This window comes from Amycolatopsis mongoliensis (assembly GCF_030285665.1).
In the GTDB taxonomy this organism is placed as follows: Bacteria; Actinomycetota; Actinomycetes; order Mycobacteriales; family Pseudonocardiaceae; genus Amycolatopsis; species Amycolatopsis mongoliensis.
The window spans coordinates 9,200,864-9,221,706 of sequence record NZ_CP127295.1; the positions used below are offsets into that span (position 1 = coordinate 9,200,864).

Sequence of the window (20,843 nt, forward strand, 5' to 3'; positions counted from 1 at the left end):
CAGATGGGCTCACCACGTCCCCTCCTCCTCGCCGCGGCGGTCACCCTGGCCGCCGGGCTCCTCACCGCCACCGGCGGCACGGTCGCCGAAGCCGCGGCCTGCGGCTACGACGCGGCCGTCCTCGCCGACCAGCCGGCCGCGTACTGGCGCATGGACGGCGCCGCCACCGGGCACGAGAACGACGTCAGCGGACACGGGCTCACCGGCGCCTACGCCGGCACGCGCTCGGCGGCCACCCTCCCCGACGGCGAACGGGCGGCCGACTTCGACGGCGCCACCGGCTACCTCGAAGTCGCCGACAACCCGGTGCTGAGCCCGGCCACCACGGGCCGGTTCACCCTCGAAGCGTGGATGCGGCCCGACACGCTGGAGTTCCCGCACAGCCAGAGCTCCGGGTACGTGCACTGGATGGGCAAAGGCGAAACCGGGCAGCACGAGTACGTCGCCCGGATGTACTCGAAGACCACCACCGAAAACCGGCCCAACCGCGTCTCCGGCTACGCCTTCAACCTCGACGGCGGCCTCGGTGCGGGCTCGTACTTCCAGGACGCGGTGACCGCCGGCCAGTGGATCCACTACGTCCTGGTCATCGACTCCGCCGACACCAGCACCGAATATCCGCACGGCTACACGAAGATCTACCGCGACGGCGTGCTGCGCGACCAGGACCAGCTCGAAATCTCGGGCACCGTCATCACCCCGGCCCGCGGCACCGCGCCCTTCCGCGTCGGCACCCGGGACTTCGGGTCCTGGTTCGCCGGCGCCGTCGGCAAGGTCGCCGTGTACGACCACGAGCTCAGCGCCGAACGGATCGCGGCCCACACGGCGGCCATGACCGCGGCGTGCACTCGCGGCGGCCACGGCCACGGGCACCGGCCCTGCCCGCACCCCGGCCGTCCCACCTGACCCGGCACCCCGACTTCGGAGGAGTTCGTCATGACCGCCACCCAGCTCGTCCCGCCCGCCACCGAAACCGGCGACGCGGGCACCCGGATCGCGTCGGCCGAGGTGCTCGTCACCTCGCCCGGCCGCAACTTCGTCACCCTGCGCCTGCGCACCGAAGACGGCGTCGTCGGGCTCGGCGACGCGACCGTCAACGGCCGCGAACTGGCCGTGGCGTCCTACCTCGCCGACCACGTGACGCCGCTGCTGATCGGCCGCGACGCGCACGCCATCGAGGACACCTGGCAATACCTCTACCGGGGCGCCTACTGGCGGCGCGGCCCGATCACCATGGCCGCCATCGCCGCCGTCGACACCGCGTTGTGGGACATCAAGGCCAAGCTGGCGGGGCTCCCGCTGTACCAGCTGCTCGGCGGCCGGAGCCGGCGCGGCTGCCTGGCCTACGGGCACGCCAGCGGCGCCGACCTGCCGGAGCTGTTCGACTCGGTGCGCGCCCACCTCGAGCAGGGGTACCGCGCCATCCGGATCCAGACCGGGATCCCCGGGCTCGGGTCGGTGTACGGCGTCGCGTCCAGTGCCCACGCGGGCGTGGGCGGCGGCACCCGCTACGACCACGAGCCGGCCCGCCGGTCCGACGTGCCGGTCGAGGAGGAGTGGGACACCCGGGCGTACTTGCGCCACGCTCCCCGCGTGTTCGAAGCGGTCCGGGCCGAGTTCGGCCCCGACCTGCCGCTCCTGCACGACGCCCACCACCGGCTGACGCCGATCCAGGCGGCCCGGCTGGGCAAGTCCCTGGAGCCGTACGACCTGTTCTGGCTCGAGGACGTCACGCCCGCGGAGAACCCGGCGGTGCTGCGGCGGGTTCGGGAACACACGACCACGCCGCTGGCGATCGGCGAGGTGTTCAACACGATCTGGGACTACCGCGAGCTCTTCGAGGAGCAGCTGATCGACTACGTCCGCTCCCCGGTCACGCACGCGGGCGGGATCACCGCGCTGCGGCGCATCTTCGACTACGCGGCGGTGTACCAGATCAAGTCCGGCGTCCACGGCCCCACCGACGTCTCCCCCGTCGGCCTCGCCGCCGCCCTGCACCTCGGGATCGCCCTCCCGAACTTCGGGATCCAGGAGTACATGAAGCACTCCGCGGAAACCGACGAGGTGTTCCGGCCGACCCACCGGTTCGAGGACGGCCTGCTCCACCCGGGCGAGCAGCCGGGTCTCGGCGTCGAGTACGACGACGAGGTGGCCGACGCACACCCGTACGCCCGCGCGTACCTCCCCGTGAACCGCCTCAGCTTGGACGGCGCCATGCACGACTGGTGACGGTGGGCGCCGTTTCCACTCGCAGCAGGTGGGGCTCGGCCAGCAGGACGTCTGCCCCGGACCGGCACACGACAACGGCGATCAGCAGTCCGATCGGTCCGCCACCGACCACGAGGGCCCGCTCCCCCCGGCCTGCCGGACGTCGTGCACCGCCACCGCGACGGTCTCGGCCGGCGCCGCGTGGTCGAGCCGTCACGGTGGTCCTCGACAACACGCTCGAGGACCGCCGCTGCGAGATCCAGCGGCGGGTGTTCGGTCAGCCGGAGGTCGCCGCGTTGAACACCGGCTCGGGCACCGAGACCCGGTTCAGCCCCCACCGCGACATGATCCCGACGTAGGTGCCGTTTTCGAACAGCTCCTCGAACACCTGCTGCAGCACCGGACCCGGCTTCGAGGACTTGGGCACGTACAACGCCGGATCGTCCTTGGTCGCGCCCTGGGCTTCGGTCTGGGTGACGTACTTGTACGCCCCCTGGCGCCGCGTCACGTCGATCGCCGCGGCCTCTGTCATCCCCGCCGCGTCCGCGCGCCCCGAGCGGGTGGCCAGCAGCGTGCCGTTGGTGTCGTCGAGGCCGATGGTCTGCGTGGCCGGGCGCTTGTTCTGCGTGCAGAACCGCGACAGCTTGTTCAGCTGCTCTTCGACGACGCTGGCGGTCACCACCGCGACCCGCTTGCCGCAGGGGTCTTCGGTCCGGGTGGTCCCGGCGGTCGAGTCGACCGGGAACACGTAGGCCGTGCGGGTGGTCATCCAGGTGATCGTGTCGAACTGCTTCTCGCGTTCGGCAGTGGCCTTGACCGGGCCGTACCGGTTGCCCAGCATGCCCTGCAGCGCCGCCGACAGCCCGGTGACCGTCCCGTTCTCCGCGACCGTGCGATAAGGCGGATGGGAATCACCGGCGAACCGGATCACGCCGGTGTCCTTGATCACCTGCGGCAGCGCGTCGCGCAAGGACTGCACCACCGCGAGGTTGTCGCGGTGGACAGGGCCGGGGCTCCGGTGCCCACGGTGCATCCGGCAACCCGCCCCCGCGAGCGGTCCCGCGCAGGTAACTTTCACTGCCTGCGGCCGGACGGCACGGACCGGCGCACCAGCGGGCGGTGGTGCTGAGCTTCGAGTGGCCGCCGGACATCGCGAAGCGCGTCGTGACCGGCTTGGCCCACCTGATCCGCGAAGAGCGTCACGCTTGCCCCGGCCTCGCGGGCGAAGGCGGTGCCGCCACCATCTCCTCGCGGTCGCTGCCGCCGCGTCCGAGAGCGGCGTGTCGGCCCGATCCACCGGATCAGAGCCCCTGACTGCGGTCGGAGGCCATTCGCTGGGTGCCCATCGCCGCCAGGAAGTCGAGCTTGTCCCGGGCGTCGGTGCCCGGGCGGGGCGTGTAGACGACGACCCGCAGATTCGAGCCCTGTGTGGTGAGCACGTCGGAGTCGAGGTCGATCGGGCCGATCTCGGGGTGCTCGATCAGCTTGTGCCCGCTCTGGTGCTCGGCGACCGACGCGGCTGCCCACAGCTGCCGGAAGCCGGGCACCCGCCGCAGCCGGGTGATCAGCGCCTCGACGTCCGGGTCGTCGGGGTACCGGCTGGTCGTGGCTCGCAGGTCCGCCACGAGGGAATCCTCGAACGCGGCACGGTCCTCAGGACTGAACCGCGCGGGGTTCGGCATGCCCTCGAAGTGCATGAGCAGCAGGTTGCGGTGGTCCTCGGTCACCGTCGTCGGGTCTCCGAAGGTCGCGGCGAACAACGGGTTCCAGTGCAGCAACTGCCAGGTGGCGTCGTACACGGCGAGCGGGTGGCTCGCCAACCGTTCCAGCAGGCGGCGGACGCTGCCGGGAATCAGCCGGGGAACGCGGTGCGGGTCGGCCGAGTGCCCGGCCAGCCGCATGAGGTGTGCCTGCTCGGCGTCCGACAGCTGCAGCGCCCGGCCCAGCGAGGTACAGACCTGGGCGGACGGCTTGGCCGCGCGTCCTTGCTCGAGCCGGACGACGTATTCGATCGAGATGCCGGCGAGGACGGCCACTTCCTCGCGGCGGAGTCCCGGGGCACGCCGGGGCGCTTTGTGCGGGATGCCCACGCTCGCGGGTTCGAGGCGATCGCGCCACGTCCGCAGCGCCCGGCCGAGATCATCCATGCGGTTCATTGTGCGCCCGCGCACCTCGTTCGTGGTGGTACTCGCTGTACCAGGACATGCCGTGGCTGTTTCTCGCGTGTGCTGCGGCGCACGGTGGTCCCATGAACGCAACCCACTCCGAGCTCGTGGTGGTCACGGGCGCAAGCACCGGCATCGGGCGGGCGACCGCGCAGCGGTTGGCCACCGACGGTTTCCACGTCCTCGCAGGCGTCCGGAGCGAGGCAGCCGCCGCGGAGGTGAAGGCCGGGCGCATCGAACCGGTGCTGCTCGACATCACCGACGAGGATCAGGTGGCCGCGCTCGCCGACACGGTCCGCGCGGACCGCCGTCCGCTGCGCGCGGTGGTCAACAACGCCGGGATCGCGGTGAACGCCCCGATCGAGGCGCTACCGCTGGCCGAGTGGCGCCGGCAGTTCGACGTCTCGGTGTTCGGTCAGGTGGCGGTCATCCAGGCCTTCATGCCCGCGCTCCTGCGGAGCAAGGGCCGCGTCGTCAACATCGGCTCCACCGGCGGGAAGGTCGCCATGCCGAGCTTCGGCGCGTACTCCGGCGCGAAGTTCGCCATGGAAGCCATCAGCGACTCCCTGCGTCGCGAGGTGGAGCCGTTCGGTGTCACCGTCGCCGTGGTCATCCCCGGTGCGATCCGCACCAAGCTGGCCGAACGCGGAAACGCGACGGGGGAACGGCTGATCGCGGGCATGACCCTGGAGCAGCGAGCCCGCTACGCCGGGCTCGCGAAAGCCTTCCGCGCCACCACGGAATCCTGGGGCAGCAACGGTTTGGACGCGTCCCTCGTCGCCGATGTCGTCTCGAAGGCGATCCGGGCGCGGAAGCCGCGAACCCGCTACACGGTCGGTCGTGACGCCGCCGTGATGACCCGGCTGACGCACCTCGTGTCCGATCGCCTGCTCGACCGGATGGTGCGCCACACGATGGGGCTCTGAGCCCGGCGCTGGACGTCGGTCACGGTGCCGGCGGCGATACCGGCGACTGGTGAGTCTTCGATTATCCGGTATCACGACCGCGTCGTGCTTCCCGTGAACCAGTGTCGCGCGTCGCAAGCTGGTTGACGTTCAGGCCGCTGTAGCTGGGTGCTCGCCCGGGCCCGGCAGGGACGGGTCGAACGTCAGCTGCCGAGTGGTGCGTGCTCACTCAGGAAATGCTGCAGGAGGGTCCGGCTGTTCTCGTCCTGCCCGTGGTCTTCACGTTCGTCTACGCCACCGCCGCGGCGCGGCTGCGGCGTGCGGAGAGGGTGCTGCCGGTGACGATCACCGGGTTCATCGCGTTGTTCCCGGGTTCGGAGCTGGGCCTGGAGTGCGCCGCGGTCTTCGCGGTCTTCACTTCGCAGGCGTTTTGGCGGGTCGACGTGCCGAGCGGGATGATCCCGCTGGTCTGGAACGGGATGATGAGCTTCGGCGGCGGCTGGTTCTTCCTGACTGCGTCCGAGGCGCTCAGCGTCGGCAACCGGAACCACGCGCTGCCGGGGATCGGCGCCTACGTCGCGGCCGCGTCCGCCGACGGCGACCTCGGCACTCGCGGCGAATTGCCCTCGAAGGACGTGCACCGCTCCTGAACCCCGTCCCGCCCGAGGAGCTCTCCCACCAGAGCCCCTCTCTTCGGAGGGGCGTGGTGACGGAGCCTCGCGGGCCGACAGCGGCCGTCGGCCCGCGGGCAACGCACTCGCGCGGAGAACGGGGTACCCGCCCGGCGCCTCCGGACGGTAGACGTCCACCGCACCCGTCACCGAACGTCTACAAAGGACTTTTGCCGGATGTGCCGCGCCGGACGAACGCGTGCCAGGCCTGCTCGAACGAGCGGGTCAGGGCCGACGCCGGGGCGAAGCGGTCCCAGGCGTGGAACGCTCGGGCGTAGAGGTGCAGATCGACCGGAACACCGGCGGCGATCAGCCGTCGCGCGAAGTCGATGCCCTCGTCCCGCAGCAGGTCGAACTGAGCCAAGGCGACGAAGGTGTCCGGCAAGCCGGCGAGATCGGTGGCCCGGCCGGGCGCGGAGTACGGGTCCACGTCATCCGCACCGGCCCGGTCGCCCAGTACCGCGGCCCAGGCGTACCGCATGTCAGCGTGGGTGAAGACGACCTCGGAGGCGGCCTCCGCGCTCGACGCCGTCTCGAGACGGTCATCGAGCATCGGGTAGAGCAGGGACAGCGAGCACGGCGGCATGGCCCGGCGGTCGCGCACCATGAGCGCGGTGGCGGCGGCGGGCGCGCCGCCACCACTGGCGCCCGCGAGTCCGATCCGATGCGGATCGATCCGATGGCCGGCGGCCTGCTCGACGAGGTGGGTGTAGGCGAGATAGCCGTCCTCGGCCGCGCCGGGAGCCGGAGTCTCCGGGGCGAGCCGGTAGGCGACGGCTGCCACGACGCACCCGAGGCTCAGGGCCAGCGCGGTGTGGTAGGCGTCGTCGGCGCGGGCACTGTCGCCGAGGACCTGGGCACCGGCGTGGAACCAGAGCAGGGCCGGGAGGACGTGCTCGGCGTCCGCCGGGCGGTACAGGACGACCTCGAGCTCGGTCCGGTCGTCCCGCGGGATCCGCAGTGTCGAAATCGTCATCCGCGGGTCCGGGGGCGTCGCGGGCAGGTGAGCCGTGGCCGCGCCCAGCTGTGCGCGTAACGCCGGGATGTCGGAGAGGTCGAGCAAGGTGCCGTTCGCAACCTTGGGCAGGGCGGCGAACGCGGCGGCGAGCTCCTGGTCGAGCATGCTGTGGGTACCGGGCACAAGAAGTCCTTTCAGAACAGGGAGGGCTGGCCACTGCCGGCGGTGATGCCTCCGTCGACGGGCAGGACGACTCCGGTGATGACGCGAGCGTCGTCCGAGGCCAGGAAGGTGACTGCGCCGGCGACGTCGGCCGGCGTGCCGGCGCCGGCCAGAGCCCGGCGCCGGTCGAAGCGTTCGACCAGGCCGGCGTACTTCGTCGCCAGCTCCGCCGAACCGGTCAGCGACGGGGCGATGGTGTTCACCCGGATGCCGAACCGGCCGAGGTCGAAGGCGAGCCCGCGGGTGAGGTTCACGACCGCGCCCTTGGCGGCGTTGTAGGCGGTGAGCCTGCGGTCGCCCCCGAGGCCGGAGGCGGAGGCGATCTGGACGATGCTGCCGCGACTGTCCTTCAGGTACGGCAGTGCCGCCTGGGCACCGAAGAAGCAGCTGTCGACGTCGGTGCTCATGATCAGCCGCCAGTCGGCCGCGGTGGTCTCCTCGAACTCCTTCACGAGTCCGACCCCGGCGTTGGACACCAGCACGTCGATCCCGCCGAACCGGTCGGCGCCGGCGTCGATCATCAGCTGCACCTGTTCCCGGCTCGTGACATCGGTGGCGACGGGCAGCGCCCGGTCCGCACCGATGTCGGCCGCGAGGGCCTCCAACCGGTCCATCCGCCGCGCGGCCAGGACGAGAGCGGCCCCCTCGGCGGCGAACCGCCGGGCGATGCCGTCACCGATGCCCGAACTGGCACCGGTGACCACGACCACCTTCCCCGCGAAACGTTGCTCCACTACATCTCTCCAAAGTCAGTAACTGACACTTTCTAGGACAGTCACTGACACTAACTTGAGTCACAGACTGACGCAATAAGCATCAGTGACTGACACTTGTGATAAGGTTCCGGACGTGTCACGACGAGGCGATGAAGTGCGACTGCGGCTCCAAGAGGCCGCGCTCGAGCTGTACCTGGAGCGCGGCTACGACAAGACCACGACCGGAGACATCGCCGCCCGCGCCGGGGTCACCGAGCGCACCTTCTTCCGCCACTTCGCCGACAAGCGCGAGGTTTTCTTCGACGGCGAGACCGAGCTGCGGGATCTGCTCACCGGCGCCGTCGCCGAGGTCCCCGCCGGCGTCAAACCACTGCCCGCGCTGCGGGCCGCGTTCCACGAAGTCGTGCCGCTGATCGAGCGCAACCTGCCCGTCACCGAGCGGCGGGCACCCGTCATCGCCACCACTCCGGCCCTGCAGGAACGGGCACTGTCCAAGGGCGCGTTCCTGGTCGCCTCCCTCGCCGACGCGCTGCGGGCCCGCGGCGTCCCCGGCCCGCAGGCCGCCCTGTACGCCCAGGTGGGCATGGACACGTACTCGATCGCCATCCGCCGCTGGGGCGCCGACCGCACCGAGGACCTGCACACCCACATCGACCGCGCCTTCACCGACCTACGGCTCGCCACGAACGCCCTGAAGTGACGCCGGTCGCCGTTCTCACGATGCAGCCCAACACCTTCGGACTGTCCTAAATAGATACTCGATGCCAGGTCCGGCACCCCCGTCCAGCTTGCCACCGCCACGAGCCCCCACTTCGGAAGGGATTGCCGACGAAGCCCGCACCTCGCAGAAAAGCGTCTCCTGGCGGTTGAACAAGACGCCCGGTGCGACGAACCGTGCACTTCGACCAGATGCGGCGTGATCCCGGTTGGGCCGAGCTGACTCCAGGTCACGAGCAGCTCGAGACGACGGAGAGCTGCCCAGACGGTCTTGCGAGGAATGCCGTGCGCAGGGACGCCACTGCGATCCGGCCCGGGAGTTCACACGCCGCGCTGCACGCGGCTGTCCTGTCGCCCGACGAAAGACCGGGCTCCCTGGTGTTGCCACGCTCGCGCATCTCGCTGCCCCGAGGTCAGGCTGGAAAACGTCGCTCGCCTGCCCAAGGGGCCGCAGTACACGCAACCGCTTCGGTGGTCTGCAGGTGAGAGCGGTCAGTCCTGTTGAAGTGCTGATGTGGGGAACCGGTCTGCACGTGCTGGCCGCCGACTCGGCCGATGGTTACGCGTGGCGGACGGTCGCGACCCTGTCGGAGCCCGGCGTCGAGACCGACCAGTGGATCGGGAACATGTGCCTCACCGGTTCCGGCCGGCGCGCGGTGGTCGTCTACGCCCCGCGCCACTTCACCAACCGGGAATACCTCGCCGAACGCGGCGGCTTCACCGCCGTCGTCGACCTGAAGCTGTCGATCACCAGCAGCCTCGCCTGTTCGACCAAGTCTTGGTCGAACAGGAAATGTGAAGGAGGGTGCTCCGGGCCAGCCCGCGGATTACTCGAAGAATCCCGCGGCAGCGCGACCATACCCCGCCGGGAGTTACAGTGAGCGTTTTGCAGTCCCAGAATTCGCAGGGCCTTGACAACCGATCAGCAATGACGCAGGACGGATGTCCGTCCAGTGAGTGTTGACGTACTCGACGGCCTCGTTCCGACAGACGCCGCGAAGGGCCACGATCCAACCGTCGGGAACTGGGATCGTTGCGGGCCACAGAGAGTGCTGGAGCTCGTCGTTGGTGAGCACGTGGAAGGTGCCGTCGGGGTCGTCGAAGGGGTTATCGGTCATGACGGACCTGCTTTCTCCGCAGTGGCCGAAAGGTTGTCTGCGGCAATCGAGAATACCTGCCTGTGGACAAGAGCTGCAGTGATTCCGGAACGCGGGTGCCGTGCGTCGCGAGTTGTCTGCGGTGGAGTGTGATTGTGCCAGGTGAGTTCGACAGCTCCCCACGCAAAGAGGCCGCTTCGCGGGAGGCGCGGGAGCACCCGGTACCCCGGGCACGCGGTGACGGAAAGTCATCCGTTCCCTACGGGCGGTCGAAGTTCCCGTCCCTTCGGCGAGGCGTGTCACCCGGCGGGAATCTGAATGCCTGGTACCGGTTCGGCTCCGGTACCAACTGGCTCGGGGGAAAGGGGCACAACACGGCCGCCTGGTGGTCGCAGGGACCGATGCCATGGCCACCGGCGAAGTCCAGGCACGCGTACTCGGTCACGATGTCGCCCCGGGCGTCGGGGCTTCGCGGCGGGTCAGTTGTTCGATACAGAACGGGAGGAGATCCGCCGTTGGTGGCGTCCCGGGAGGTCCACCGGCTGCCTTGACCGCGGCCCAGGTGCGGGCGCAACGCAGCCTCGGCATGCGCTCTTCCAGGTAGAACTCCACGACGGTGAGGTCGTGTGGCGCCCATCGTTCCGTGAACAGCGGCACGAAGGGCGCCATGGCGGACTCCGGGTTTCGGTCGGTGTGGGCGATCAGGCGCCGCCCCCACTCGTCCATTGGTACCGTCTCGACACGATGCCCCGCCGCGTTGAGCTGCTCGACGAACTCACCGAGCAACGCGTACCGGGGATTGTTCAGATGCCACGTTCCACCGGCCGCTCGCTGGTGCAGTGACATCCGGACCAGCGACCTGGTCACGAGGTCGACGGGGGTGAAGTCGAGCGGGAGTCGTATATCCGGCGCCACGCGAAGGTCCGCAAAGGAGCGCAACAGTCCACTCAGGAAGGTGTCGCAGGGCCACGTCCCGGTTTTCGTGTGACCAGTGACGTCATGGGGGCGGTAGATGTTGAGAGGCATGCCGCGGTCGGCGGCCGTGCGGAGCATGGTCTCGGCCACCCATTTGGTTTCCGGGTAGCCCATGAACAGCTGGTCCGGCCGCGCTGGCAGGGTCTCCTCGTCCACGCTCCGCACCCCGGTCAGGCCCAGGGAGGAGAACACGGCCTGGGTCGATACGAAGTGCACCGGCACGGCGCCGCCCGCCGACGACAGCCGGATGATCTCCCTGGTGCCTTCGACGTTGACCTGCTTCAGCGCGCTGTAGGGATAGAGGAAGTTGACGTGTGCGCCGTTGTGGTAGATCAGGTCGGCCCCGGCGAGACGCCGGTAGCGCTCGACCGACAGGCCGAACCGAGGCAGGCCGAGGTCCGAGGCGATCGCATCGACCCTGCTCTCGTCGGTGATCGGTACGGCCCACTTGCGAGCGCTGTCCAGGACCCTGCGGCGCGCTTCACGGTCGTCTCGGGCTCGGACGAGGCAGCTGACAGTGGCTCCCGTGGTGTCGAGCAGTTCTCGCAACAGGTGCGTACCCAGGAATCCGGTGGCACCGGTCAGCACGACGTGCCGCGGGTCGGCTTTCCGCGCGGTGACCGCTGCGAAGTGGATGTCCGGCGCCAGTTCGGCGTCGGCCACGAAATCGGGTATCTCCCGCCGCTGCCCGGGCGCGGTTCCCGGGTGTGCCAAGAGAAGAGACCTGGCCTCGTCGGCTACGGCGGAGACCGTGGGTGTGTGCAACAAAGCACGCATCAAGCGGCCACTGTGGTCGTGGCTGATCCCGAGTTCCCGCATCGTTTCCGCGGTGAGGCGGGCGGCGTGCAGTGAATTGCCGCCGATGTCGAACAGGTTGTCGTGTACCCCGATGCCGTCGCGCTCGAGGGTTCGCGACCAGATGTCCGCGACCCGTTCCTCGATCGGGTCGCGGGGGTGCGTGGTGATCGCCTGTTCCTGTGCCTCGTTGGCACGCCGGGCCAGGGCCCGCTTGTCGATTTTGCCGTGTGATGTCAGTGGTAGTGAGCCCAGTTGCACCAGTGCCGAAGGCACCAGATATCCCGGGAGTGTGCCGGTAAGCCTGCGAAGCACGGCGTCGAGGTCCAGTGGCGCTGCACCACTGGACACCACGTAGCCGACGAGTTGGCAGCTGCCGGCGCTGCCCGGGCGCGCGATCACGGCCGCGTTGTCCACTCCGGCCTCAGCGGTGAGCGCGGCCTCGACCTCGGCAGGCTCGATCCGCACACCGTTGACCTTCACTTGGTCATCTACGCGGCCTAGGTACTCCAGCGCGCCGTCTGCTGTCGAGCGGACGAGGTCGCCGGTGCGGTACATGCGGCCGCCAGGCGGGCCGAACGGGCAGGCCACGAAACGTTCCGCGGTCAGTGCCGGCTGGTTGAGGTATCCGCGGGCGATCCCCGTTCCCGCGACGTACAGCTCCCCGGACACGCCTGCGGGCACCGGTCGTAGCGCGGTGTCCAGCACGTGGACCCGGACACCGTCTCGTGGCGTGCCGATGGGGATCCTCCCGGGAACCGGTTCGCCCGGGCCGATGTGATGGGTCGTGGCGAACACCGTGACCTCGGTCGGGCCGTACGCGTCCACCACCGTGGTGGTGGGACAGCACGCCAGCACCCTCCGGACGGCGGTCGCCGGGACCTGCTCGCCACCGGTCCAGACCTCCTGGACGCCTGCCAGGCACCTCGGCGCCTGGGTGGCCAGCGCCTCGAACAGTCGCGCGGTCAGGAACAGGGCGGTGACCCGTTCGTCGATGATCGTTTCCACCAGTGCAATGAGGTCCAGGTCGTCGCAGGCGGCGAGGACGGCGGTGCCGCCGCGCAGCAGCGGCGGCCACAGCTCGAGGGTGAACGCGTCGAACGTGTGCGGTGAATGCACCAGTACCCGCGCGTGCGCCGGGCCCGCGAACCTGTCGTCGAGTGCCATCGCCACCACATCAGCCTGGGTGAGGACGACGCCCTTCGGGGCACCGGTGGTGCCGGACGTATAGATCACATGGGCGGCGTGTCCGGCACGCACGGGCCCCCGGCGGTCCGCGTCGGTCAGATTTGCGGGATCCTGCCGGGCACCGGCCCGGGTAGTGGCCGGGTCGTCCAGCACCAGGACCGGGCTGTTGCCGGGTGGAACGGCATGGCGGTGCGCCCGGTCGGTCACGACGACCGCCGGACGGGCGTCGGCCCGGAGTGCCGTGAGCCGCCGGGTGGGATGGTCCGTATTGAGGAGCAGGTAGGCGGCGCCTGCTTTCGCCACAGCGAGCATGACCACGACCAGTTCCGTGGAGCGCGGCAGTGCCAGCGCAACAACGGTGTCCGGCCCCGCGCCGGCCGACACCAGCAGTCGCGCCATCCGGTTGGCCCGGGCGTTCAACCGTACGTAGGTCGTCGTGCCGTCACGGCCATCCGTCGCCACCGCATCCGGGGTACGTGCTGCTTGATGCTCGAAAACCTCCGCGACGACTGCTGTGCGATCTCCGGTACGGTCATCGGCCGAGCGCTGAGCCGGAGCCGGGCTGATAGTCAGCTCGCTGAGGGAGCGGGTGGGATCGGTCACGGCTGACGACAGGAGCAGGCGCAGGCCGTCCAGCAGTCCTCGTGCAGTGACCGGGTCGAACAGATCAGTGCGGTACTCGGCCACGCAGACGACACCCGCCGGCCTGCCACGGCCGTCGTGCTGTTCCCAGAACTCGAACAGCAAGTCGAACTTGGCCCCACCCGCAGGCCATTCCTCGACCCGTGCCGGCGTCCCGGTCAGGTCGATTTCCGCCCAGGCCATGTTCTGCAGGGCGAGCGCGACCTGAAACAGGGGGTGCCTGCCTGCCGAGCGTGGCGGGTTGAGCGCGTCGACGACCTGGTCGAAGGGCACGTCTTGGTGGGCAAGCGCGTCGAAGGTGGTCCGGCGTGCCCGGTCGAGCAGCGCGGTGAACGCCGGGTCACCCGAGGTATCGGTGCGCAGGACCAGGGTGTTGACGACGAACCCGACCAGGTCGTCGAGCTGCTGGTCGGCGCGCCCGGCCGTGACGGTGCCCAGCGGGATGTCGTCGCCGGCGCCGTAGCGGGTCAGCAGCGCGGCGAGACCGGCCTGCAGCACTACCAGCAGACTTGCCTGGTTGTCCCGCGCCAGGGCGAGCAGCCCTCGGTGGAGGGCGGCGTCCCACGTCGCTGTGACCCGTCCGCCGCGGCTGGTCGGGGAGGCCGGCCGTGGCCGGTCCGAGGGCAGGGGTAGCTGCGCGGGCAAGCCGCGCAGTGTTTGGCGCCAGTACGCCAGCTGGAGGTGGGCGAAGCTCTCGGGGTCGCCGTCCCGACCGAGCCGGGCCAGTTGGGCCAGTGTGTGGTCGACGTACTGGAGCGGCGGTGCCGCCCACGTCGGCGGCCGGTCGGTGACCCTTGCCCGGTAGGCGTGCTCCAGGTCGCGGAACAACGGGCGCACCGACCAGCCGTCACAGGCGATGTGGTGGATCCGCACCAACAGGACCGCATCGTCGGGACTGGTGTGCAGCAGGGTGGCGCGAAGCGGCGGCTCACGGGTGAGGTCGAACGGCTCGACCGCGAGCTCGTGGATCCGGCCGGACAGCGCCGAGCCCGTGATGTTCTCGACGACCAGGCCGACCCGGCTCGGGTGCGGCTTCAGGATCCGCTGCTCCGGCACACCCGTCTCGGCGGGAAAGACCGTGCGCAGGCTTTCATGGCGGGCCACGATGTCGGCTATCGCCGTCTCGAGTGCGGCACGGTCGAGCGTGCCGCTCAGCCGGATGACGAACACCAGGTGGTAGCTGGGGTCGGTGTCGTCCACCTGGTTGAGATGCCACAACCGCGTTTGCCCCGCCGAGAGCGGCACGCGGACCGGACGTGGCCGCCGCTGGACGGGGACGTCCGGGGTGGCGGTGTGGTCCGCGTCGTGTACGAGGCGTGCGAGCCGGGCCACGGTGGACGCCTCGTAGATCGCCGGCAATCCGATGTCGACCCCATGGGACCGGCGGATCCGGTGCGTGATCCGCGCCGCGTGCAGTGAGTTGCCTCCGAGTTCGACGAAATCGTCGTGTGCGCCGATCGACGGAATGCCGAGAACGTCGGCCCAGATTCGCGCGACGGCACACTGCGTCTGCTCCTCCGGCGGGACGGAGGCCGCCGTTCCCCGCCGCGGCAACGGTCGCTCGGCCAGCCGCCGGCGATCGGTCTTCCCATTGGCAGTCAGGGGAAGCACGTCGATCGCCACCAGCAGGGAAGGCACCATGAATTCCGGCAGGGTGCGCGTCAGCTCCCGCCGCATCCGGTCGACGTCGACCGCCGCGGCACCGGTCTCGGTGACGTATCCGACGAGGCGCTTGTCGCCGTCGACGTCCTCGCGGACCACCACGGCCGCCTGCGCGACACCGGGCAGGCCGAGCAGTGCGGCTTCGACCTCGCCCGGTTCGATGCGGAAGCCGCGCACCTTCACCTGGTCGTCGCTCCTGCCCCGGTGCACCAGCGTCCCGTCGACTTCACGCCGCACCACGTCGCCGGTGCGATACATCCGTTCCCCGGGCGCACCGAACGGGCAGGCGACGAAGCGTTCGGCAGTCAGGTCCGGCCGGTTGAGGTACCCCTGCGCGAGGCCGATACCCGCGAGGTACAGCTCGCCGGTGCCGCCGGGCGGCACCGGCGCCAGAGCGTTGTCGAGGACGTGGACGTGCCTGCCGTCCAGCGGTCGCCCGATCGGTACGACGTCCGGCACCGGGCCGGGAGGCACCATGCGGTGGCACGTCGCGAACACCGTCGTCTCGGTCGGACCGTACACATCGAACACGACCGTCTCCGGGCACTGCGCGAAGACCCGGCGTATCGCGTCGGCGGGCACCGCCTCTCCCCCGGTCCATACCTCCCGCACCCCGGCGAGGCATTCCGGCGCTTCCTGGGCGATCAGCTCGAACAGCCGCGTCGTCAGGAACACGGCGGTCACCTGCCCGCCGCTGATGCTCGCGGCGAGCGCGGCGATGTCCGGCCCGGAGTGCCTCGCCAGCACGGCGGTGCCGCCGTTGAGCAGCGGCACCCACAGCTCGTAGGTGAACGCGTCGAAGGTGTGCGGCGAGTGCACGAGGACACGGCGGTGCGCGGCATTCGCGAACCGCCGGTCAGCGGCCAGCATCGCGACGTCGGCCTGCGTGACGACCACCCCTTTGGGCTTGCCCGTCGAACCCGACGTGTAGATCACGTACGCGGCGTTGCTCGCTGACACCGAACCCAGGGCGTTCTCATCCACCAGGTCGTCCTCGCCGAGGGCGGCCAGCTCAGCGCGTGTCGCAGGGGCTGCCAGCACCAGTGTCCGAGCCGGCGAACCGACGTCTACGGGTAGCGGTGCGTCCTTGGTGATCACGACCGTGGGGTCGGCATCGGCCAGCAGTACCGCGACGCGCTCCGACGGCTGGCCGAGGTCGACGGGGACATATGCCGAGCCGATCTTGACGATGGCCAGCATCGCCGCGATCAAATCAGCGGACCGCGGCAGTGCGACCGCGACCCGTCTCTGCGGCCCGGCACCGTGGGCCACCAGCAGCCTCGCCAGCCGGTTGGCGCGCTGGTCGAGCTCGCGGTAAGTCAGCTCACCGGCCGGGCCGGACACCGCGATGGCGTGCGGATCGGCGGCGACCTGCTGCGCGAACAGCTCCGCCGGCGAAGCGTTCACGGGCACGCCGGCCTTGCCCGGCGCTGCCGCCGGGATCACCCAGTCCCTCATGGAATGCTTGTCCTTCCGCTAGAACGCCCGCACGCTGGCCGACATCAGCGGGCCCGTTCGTGCCAGGTGTGCTCGGAGCACGGTCGAGGTCAAGCCGTGACGGCGCTTGAAGTCGGGGTTGCGGCGGCCGGCGGCCAGCCACGGCAGGCCTCGCCGGATCCCTTCCTCGACGACGCCGGCGAACAGCAGGTAGAACGGACTGAACCGGTCGCAGGCGGCCAGATCAAAACCGCTGGCGAAGAAATGCGTGCGGCGCCGGTCGAACAACACCAGCGCCGCACCGACCAGCTCGCCGTCGATGCGCAGTTCCTCCAGCCACGCATGGGTACCGAGGTGGGCGACGAAGTTCTGGAACAGGCCGGGTTGGTAGTAGTCGGCATTGTCGAACTTCGTCGCGGTGTGCCGGGCCAGCCGCACGAACCCGTCCAGATCACCGTCGCGAGCGGGCATCCACCGGCGCCGGACCCCCGCGCTGTCCCCGCGCCGCAGGTACTGCCGCATGATGCCGCGGCGCTTGGCGCTCAGCCTGCCGAGGTACACGTCGATGCTGGGACAGCCGGAAAGGTCGGTGCCCCAACCGACCTCGATGTCCACACCGGTATGACCGGCCCGGTCCAGCCACGCCGACAACGGGTCGAGCCGGTCGACGTTCACGAACCCGTGGGCCGCGGCGCCCCATTGGCCGGCCAGCTCACTGAGGACGGTGACAGCCGCGGGCCACGAGCCGGCGTTTCCCACGACGGTGGGCAAGGTGCTCTGGTAGCAGTGCCACACGTGCGACAACAGCACAGGTTCGTCGGCCTCGCCCGGGAGATGGTCGTGCAGGACGTGCATGGGGTCGGTGCCGTGGGTGAGGAACGCGGGCAACACCGCAACCGGCTCCCCGTCCGCGGCGCAGACCGTGAGGTAGGCGGCTTTCTCCACGGGGTGCAACGGGAACTTCTCGAACGCTTCCAGGAAGACCCGGTGGTAGAAGATCGACGCACCTGTCCGGTCGACGACCTGGTCCCACCGCTCGGGGTCGAGTTCGGCGATCCGCGTCGCGACCGCCACGGAGAAGTTCATGCCCGGTACCCGGCGTCCCGCTCCGAGGTCCACACGAGGATGACCTTGCCCGCCGTCGTCGAAGTGGCCACCTCGAACGCCTCGACGTGATCGGCGGCAGCGAAGTGATGGGTGACGACCGCTGCCGGGCGGATCCCCGCGTCCAGGAGCGCGCTGACCTGGTGCCAGGTGTCGAAGATGCGCCGCCCCGACACGCCCTGCACCGTCAGCATCCGGGTCGAGATGTCGGCCCAGTCAGTCGGCACCGGCCGGTCCGGCAGACCGAGGACGACCACGCGGCCGCCGCAGCTCATGTGGGCGAGCAGTTCGGTCAGGGCCTCGGGGTGCCCGGACATCTCCATGCCGACGTCGAACCCGTCGAGCCGGTCCAGGTCGCGTAACGCGCGGGCGAGGTCCGCGCTGCCGGGGCAGGTGATCGTCGCGCCCTGGCGCTGCGCGAGGCGGCGCCGGTGCGGGCTGGGCTCGACGACGACCACGGCGTGCGCCCCCAAGTAGCGGGCGACGGGAATGGTCATCAGCCCGATCGGCCCGGCGCCGGTGATCGCGACGACTTTGCCGCGCAACGGGAAAGTATGTGCGGCGTGCACCGCGTTGCCGAACGGGTCGAACAACACAGCGGTGTCCAGGTCGACTCCGGGGCGGTGCTGCCAGATCGCGGTGGCGGGCAGGACGGCGTAGTCCGCGAACACACCATCGCGGAGGATCCCCAGGCCGCGCGTACGCGGGCACAGATGTCGCTCGGCGTGCCGACAGTGGCGGCAGTTGCCGCACACCAGGTGTCCTTCCGCGGAGACCGTCTGCCCGATGCGCAGGCCGCCGGTCCCGGCGGCGGCGGCCACGACCTCACCGACGAACTCATGACCGGGTATCAGGGGCGGCCGAATCGTACGGGCAGCCCAGGTGTCCCAGCGGTGGATGTGCAGATCCGTGCCGCACACGCCAGTCCGCAGCACCCGCACGAGTACCTCACCGTCCGCCGGCGTGGGTGTGGACACTTCGCACAACCGCAGCCCGGGGCCCGCGTGGTCCTTCAGCAGCGCACGCATCGTGGCGGGCACTCGCTCGGCGATGGTGACAGTCGCTGCGGCGGCGGTCACGTGTGGACCTTCCGTCCACCCGCGGACAACGCGGCGAGGTCGACCGCTACCCGGCGGTCGTTCATGTCGACCAGCCACCCCTCCAGGTCGAACAGCCACCACGCCGTCACTGTCACCAGATAGAACCGGCGCGGTCCGTCCGCTTGGAACTCCGCCAACGGCAGGCGCCACTTCTGCCTGGTCTGCTCGTCCGAGAAGTTCCGCCGGTAGTAGAATTCGGCCAGTTCCTCGAGTTCCCCGGCGTCAACGGCACGGGCAGTGCCGGTGAACTGGGCTCCGTCCAGCCCAAGCGGGTTCGGCACCCCGATGCGGAACACACTGCCCGATACGACCGGGGCGGCCTCGATGTTCCGGGAGTGCTGCGCGTTCCGCAGCGAATACCAGAGCAGACGCATCGGTTGGCGCATCGGCACGTAGTTCACCGTGGACGCCCATGGCCCGTCAGGTCCGCACGTGGCCAGGGTCATGAACCTGGCGTGCTCGATCAGATCTTCGCTGCGGTGGATGAGCGATCTGCTGCTGCTTGTGGTCATAGCCGCGCCTTGCCTTTCACACAGCGGAGAAGAGCGGCATGGGGCACCGAGAGGTACGGCCGGAAGTACGCCATGGCGGACACGTCCGTCTCGGCAGCCGAGGTCCGGTGCGGCAGCCAGTCGACGGTCTCGAAGCCGACTTCGCCGAGCACGGCGTTGAGCGTGTCCTCCGTCCAGTACCGTGCCGTGACAGTAGCTTCGTGACCGAGCGCACGAAGGTCCAAAACGACCGGGGAGCCGTCGTTGCGCTCGGACTCGCGCAACCGGAACCCGTAGGGCGCGTAGTAGTCACCGTCACGATGGAAACGGGGATGGATGGGCAGAGTCACGAACACCCCGCCCGGCCGCAACGCGTCGGCAGCGGTCCGGCACAGGCCGGTCAACTCCGCGATCGTTGTGGTGTAAGGCAGGACGTACACGCCGAGCACCACGTCCATCGTCCCCGCGAGCTCCGCGGGCACCGGCCCGGCAAGGTAGCGGGCACCAACGGGGTCATCCTGCTCGCGACGCTGCGCGTACGCGACCATGCCCCGCGACTCGTCGACACCGGTGACTGCCGCGCCGAGACCAGCGAGCTTCCTCGTGTACACCCCGCTGCCACAACCGAAATCAAGAACCCGCAGACCACTGACATCGCCGAGCGCCGCCAGCACAGAAGGAAACTCCAGCTCCTGCCGAAACGGTTGCCGAGAGAACTCCTCGTACAGTTCGGCAAGGTCGTCGAACTGGCCCGCCAAGCCCGCCGCCGCAAGATTGCCATCGACGCTGGTGCCACCCATGAATGACCCCCTATACATTTTTCGGAATGCAAATTGCACCTCAGTGTGCGTTGAGTCGATACCGCTGTCAGTCCAGCGATCGGGTGCGTCGCATGCTCAGCGGAGGGACGCGTCGAACACTTAGAGTTACATATCGGGCACGGGGCGCGATCGCGCCATGGCAATCCGGTGTGGCGCCTGCGTCCGGCACTTTCGAACGGAGCGAGCTCGCCCAGCAGCTCAGGCTGTGCGATCGACAAGGGCGACGGCTACGACAAGTCCCGGTCGTCCGGAAGAGCCGGGCTCAGCTGGATCGAATGCGCGCCCCCTACAGAACGCCCCGTCGAACTGGGCATCGCCGGCGAAGGCCGCCACGCGGAACCAGGCGTCGCCGGCAGGTGGTGGACCTGCCCGAGGTGCGCCCGTCGGTGACCGAGCACTGCCTGCACCGGCTGCGCTTCCGCGGCTACCGCGAGGTGTTTCGCTGTGGTGTTGAGGATGTCTTCCGCGCCGGTCGGGTCGTCGGCTGGCCGGGTAGCCGGCAACTCCAGCAGATCGGCCAGGGCGACGGTTCCGGTGCGGCTGAGATCAACCTGCATCTGGCCGTTTGGCGAGTGAATGTCGCAGGCCAGGTGCGCGGCGTATTCCCGCCGCTGTTCAGGGGTCAGCTCGGCCAGAAGACAGCGCGTCCTGAACCGCTCCCCAACCGTCCGGGACGCAGCAAAGACCGGTCGCGGTCAGCCGCGCAGGTGCGTCCGGGCGGCCTGGCCAGGGGCGCCGTTGAGGCGGTGCCGCTCGTGGATGTAGACAGCCTGGCCGACCGCGCCGAGCATCATGCCGAACGAGCCCATGATGAACAACCAGATGGCGACGACCTCGGTGGCGTGCCAGATGAACAAGACACTGCCGACGAAGAAGATGACGTTGCCGACCACCCCGATGGCCAGGTGCACAGCAGGGAACTCACGGATGAAGAGCTTGACGTTCACTCTCGAGGACTACCCGCCGCGA

18 protein-coding genes are annotated in these 20,843 nt (G+C 69.8%); 6 read left to right on the top strand and 12 right to left on the bottom strand.

The genetic code is table 11. The features are described from left to right. Positions 1 to 3 precede the first annotated feature (3 nt). Together QRX60_RS44130 and manD are read left to right on the top strand one after the other, a co-directional pair. Complete coding sequence (locus QRX60_RS44130; RefSeq protein ID WP_285997426.1) at positions 4 to 906, top strand: LamG domain-containing protein; 903 nt, start codon at positions 4 to 6, stop codon at positions 904 to 906. A gap of 30 nt (positions 907 to 936) precedes the next feature. Beyond that, positions 937 to 2,229: a D-mannonate dehydratase ManD gene (gene manD, locus QRX60_RS44135; RefSeq protein WP_285997427.1), complete on the top strand. Its 1,293-nt coding sequence runs from the start codon at positions 937 to 939 to the stop codon at positions 2,227 to 2,229. A gap of 256 nt (positions 2,230 to 2,485) precedes the next feature. Here manD and QRX60_RS44140 read toward each other — a convergent pair whose 3' ends face one another. Together QRX60_RS44140 and QRX60_RS44145 are read right to left on the bottom strand one after the other, a co-directional pair. Continuing rightward, on the bottom strand, positions 2,486 to 3,187 hold the full coding sequence (locus QRX60_RS44140) for a type 2 periplasmic-binding domain-containing protein (protein WP_285997428.1): 702 nt from the start codon (positions 3,185 to 3,187) through the stop codon (positions 2,486 to 2,488). Between the two features lie 322 nt (positions 3,188 to 3,509). Beyond that, positions 3,510 to 4,355, bottom strand: coding sequence for a helix-turn-helix transcriptional regulator (locus QRX60_RS44145; protein WP_285997429.1), 846 nt, complete (start codon positions 4,353 to 4,355; stop codon positions 3,510 to 3,512). Positions 4,356 to 4,456: 101 nt separating this feature from the next. Between QRX60_RS44145 and QRX60_RS44150 the strand changes: the two genes are divergently transcribed. Together QRX60_RS44150 and QRX60_RS44155 are read left to right on the top strand one after the other, a co-directional pair. Further along, positions 4,457 to 5,299, top strand: a complete 843-nt coding sequence (locus tag QRX60_RS44150) for an SDR family oxidoreductase (RefSeq protein WP_285997430.1) — start codon at positions 4,457 to 4,459, stop codon at positions 5,297 to 5,299. A gap of 215 nt (positions 5,300 to 5,514) precedes the next feature. Further along, on the top strand, positions 5,515 to 5,928 hold the full coding sequence (locus QRX60_RS44155) for a hypothetical protein (protein ID WP_285997431.1): 414 nt from the start codon (positions 5,515 to 5,517) through the stop codon (positions 5,926 to 5,928). 178 nt (positions 5,929 to 6,106) lie between these two features. Here QRX60_RS44155 and QRX60_RS44160 read toward each other — a convergent pair whose 3' ends face one another. Both QRX60_RS44160 and QRX60_RS44165 read right to left on the bottom strand, forming a co-directional pair. Then, positions 6,107 to 7,090 carry an alpha/beta hydrolase fold domain-containing protein gene (locus QRX60_RS44160; protein ID WP_285997432.1) on the bottom strand — a complete coding sequence of 328 codons (984 nt, stop codon included), beginning with the start codon at positions 7,088 to 7,090 and terminating at the stop codon, positions 6,107 to 6,109. A gap of 11 nt (positions 7,091 to 7,101) precedes the next feature. Further along, the gene (locus QRX60_RS44165) at positions 7,102 to 7,863 is read right to left on the bottom strand and encodes an SDR family NAD(P)-dependent oxidoreductase (RefSeq protein ID WP_285997433.1); all 762 of its coding nucleotides are present in this window, start codon (positions 7,861 to 7,863) and stop codon (positions 7,102 to 7,104) included. Positions 7,864 to 7,999: 136 nt separating this feature from the next. Between QRX60_RS44165 and QRX60_RS44170 the strand changes: the two genes are divergently transcribed. Together QRX60_RS44170 and QRX60_RS44175 are read left to right on the top strand one after the other, a co-directional pair. Beyond that, positions 8,000 to 8,545, top strand: coding sequence for a TetR/AcrR family transcriptional regulator (locus QRX60_RS44170; RefSeq protein WP_285997434.1), 546 nt, complete (start codon positions 8,000 to 8,002; stop codon positions 8,543 to 8,545). Between the two features lie 550 nt (positions 8,546 to 9,095). Next, positions 9,096 to 9,443, top strand: a complete 348-nt coding sequence (locus tag QRX60_RS44175) for a hypothetical protein (RefSeq protein WP_285997435.1) — start codon at positions 9,096 to 9,098, stop codon at positions 9,441 to 9,443. On the opposite strand, the gene QRX60_RS51685 is transcribed toward QRX60_RS44175, so the two are convergent. The 8 genes from QRX60_RS51685 to QRX60_RS44215 form a co-directional block, all read right to left on the bottom strand. Further along, a complete protein-coding gene (locus QRX60_RS51685) occupies positions 9,435 to 10,067 on the bottom strand; it encodes an MbtH family protein (RefSeq protein ID WP_408630292.1) in 633 nt (210 codons plus the stop codon). The two genes, QRX60_RS44175 and QRX60_RS51685, sit on opposite strands and share 9 nt — an antisense overlap. A gap of 33 nt (positions 10,068 to 10,100) precedes the next feature. Then, positions 10,101 to 16,379, bottom strand: coding sequence for a non-ribosomal peptide synthetase (locus QRX60_RS44185; RefSeq protein ID WP_285997437.1), 6,279 nt, complete (start codon positions 16,377 to 16,379; stop codon positions 10,101 to 10,103). A gap of 18 nt (positions 16,380 to 16,397) precedes the next feature. Beyond that, complete coding sequence (locus QRX60_RS44190; protein ID WP_285997438.1) at positions 16,398 to 17,444, bottom strand: GNAT family N-acetyltransferase; 1,047 nt, start codon at positions 17,442 to 17,444, stop codon at positions 16,398 to 16,400. Further along, the gene (gene tdh / locus QRX60_RS44195) at positions 17,441 to 18,490 is read right to left on the bottom strand and encodes an L-threonine 3-dehydrogenase (protein WP_332845879.1); all 1,050 of its coding nucleotides are present in this window, start codon (positions 18,488 to 18,490) and stop codon (positions 17,441 to 17,443) included. The genes QRX60_RS44190 and tdh overlap by 4 nt, the downstream gene beginning before the upstream one ends. 47 nt (positions 18,491 to 18,537) lie before the next feature. Continuing rightward, positions 18,538 to 19,074: a pyridoxamine 5'-phosphate oxidase family protein gene (locus QRX60_RS44200; RefSeq protein ID WP_285997440.1), complete on the bottom strand. Its 537-nt coding sequence runs from the start codon at positions 19,072 to 19,074 to the stop codon at positions 18,538 to 18,540. After that, on the bottom strand, positions 19,071 to 19,853 hold the full coding sequence (locus QRX60_RS44205) for a class I SAM-dependent DNA methyltransferase (RefSeq protein ID WP_285997441.1): 783 nt from the start codon (positions 19,851 to 19,853) through the stop codon (positions 19,071 to 19,073). The genes QRX60_RS44200 and QRX60_RS44205 overlap by 4 nt, the downstream gene beginning before the upstream one ends. 248 nt (positions 19,854 to 20,101) lie before the next feature. Continuing rightward, on the bottom strand, positions 20,102 to 20,431 hold the full coding sequence (locus QRX60_RS44210; RefSeq protein WP_285997442.1) for a hypothetical protein: 330 nt from the start codon (positions 20,429 to 20,431) through the stop codon (positions 20,102 to 20,104). A gap of 138 nt (positions 20,432 to 20,569) precedes the next feature. Next, positions 20,570 to 20,821: a YrhK family protein gene (locus tag QRX60_RS44215; protein ID WP_285997443.1), complete on the bottom strand. Its 252-nt coding sequence runs from the start codon at positions 20,819 to 20,821 to the stop codon at positions 20,570 to 20,572. Between the last annotated feature and the right edge of the window lie 22 nt (positions 20,822 to 20,843).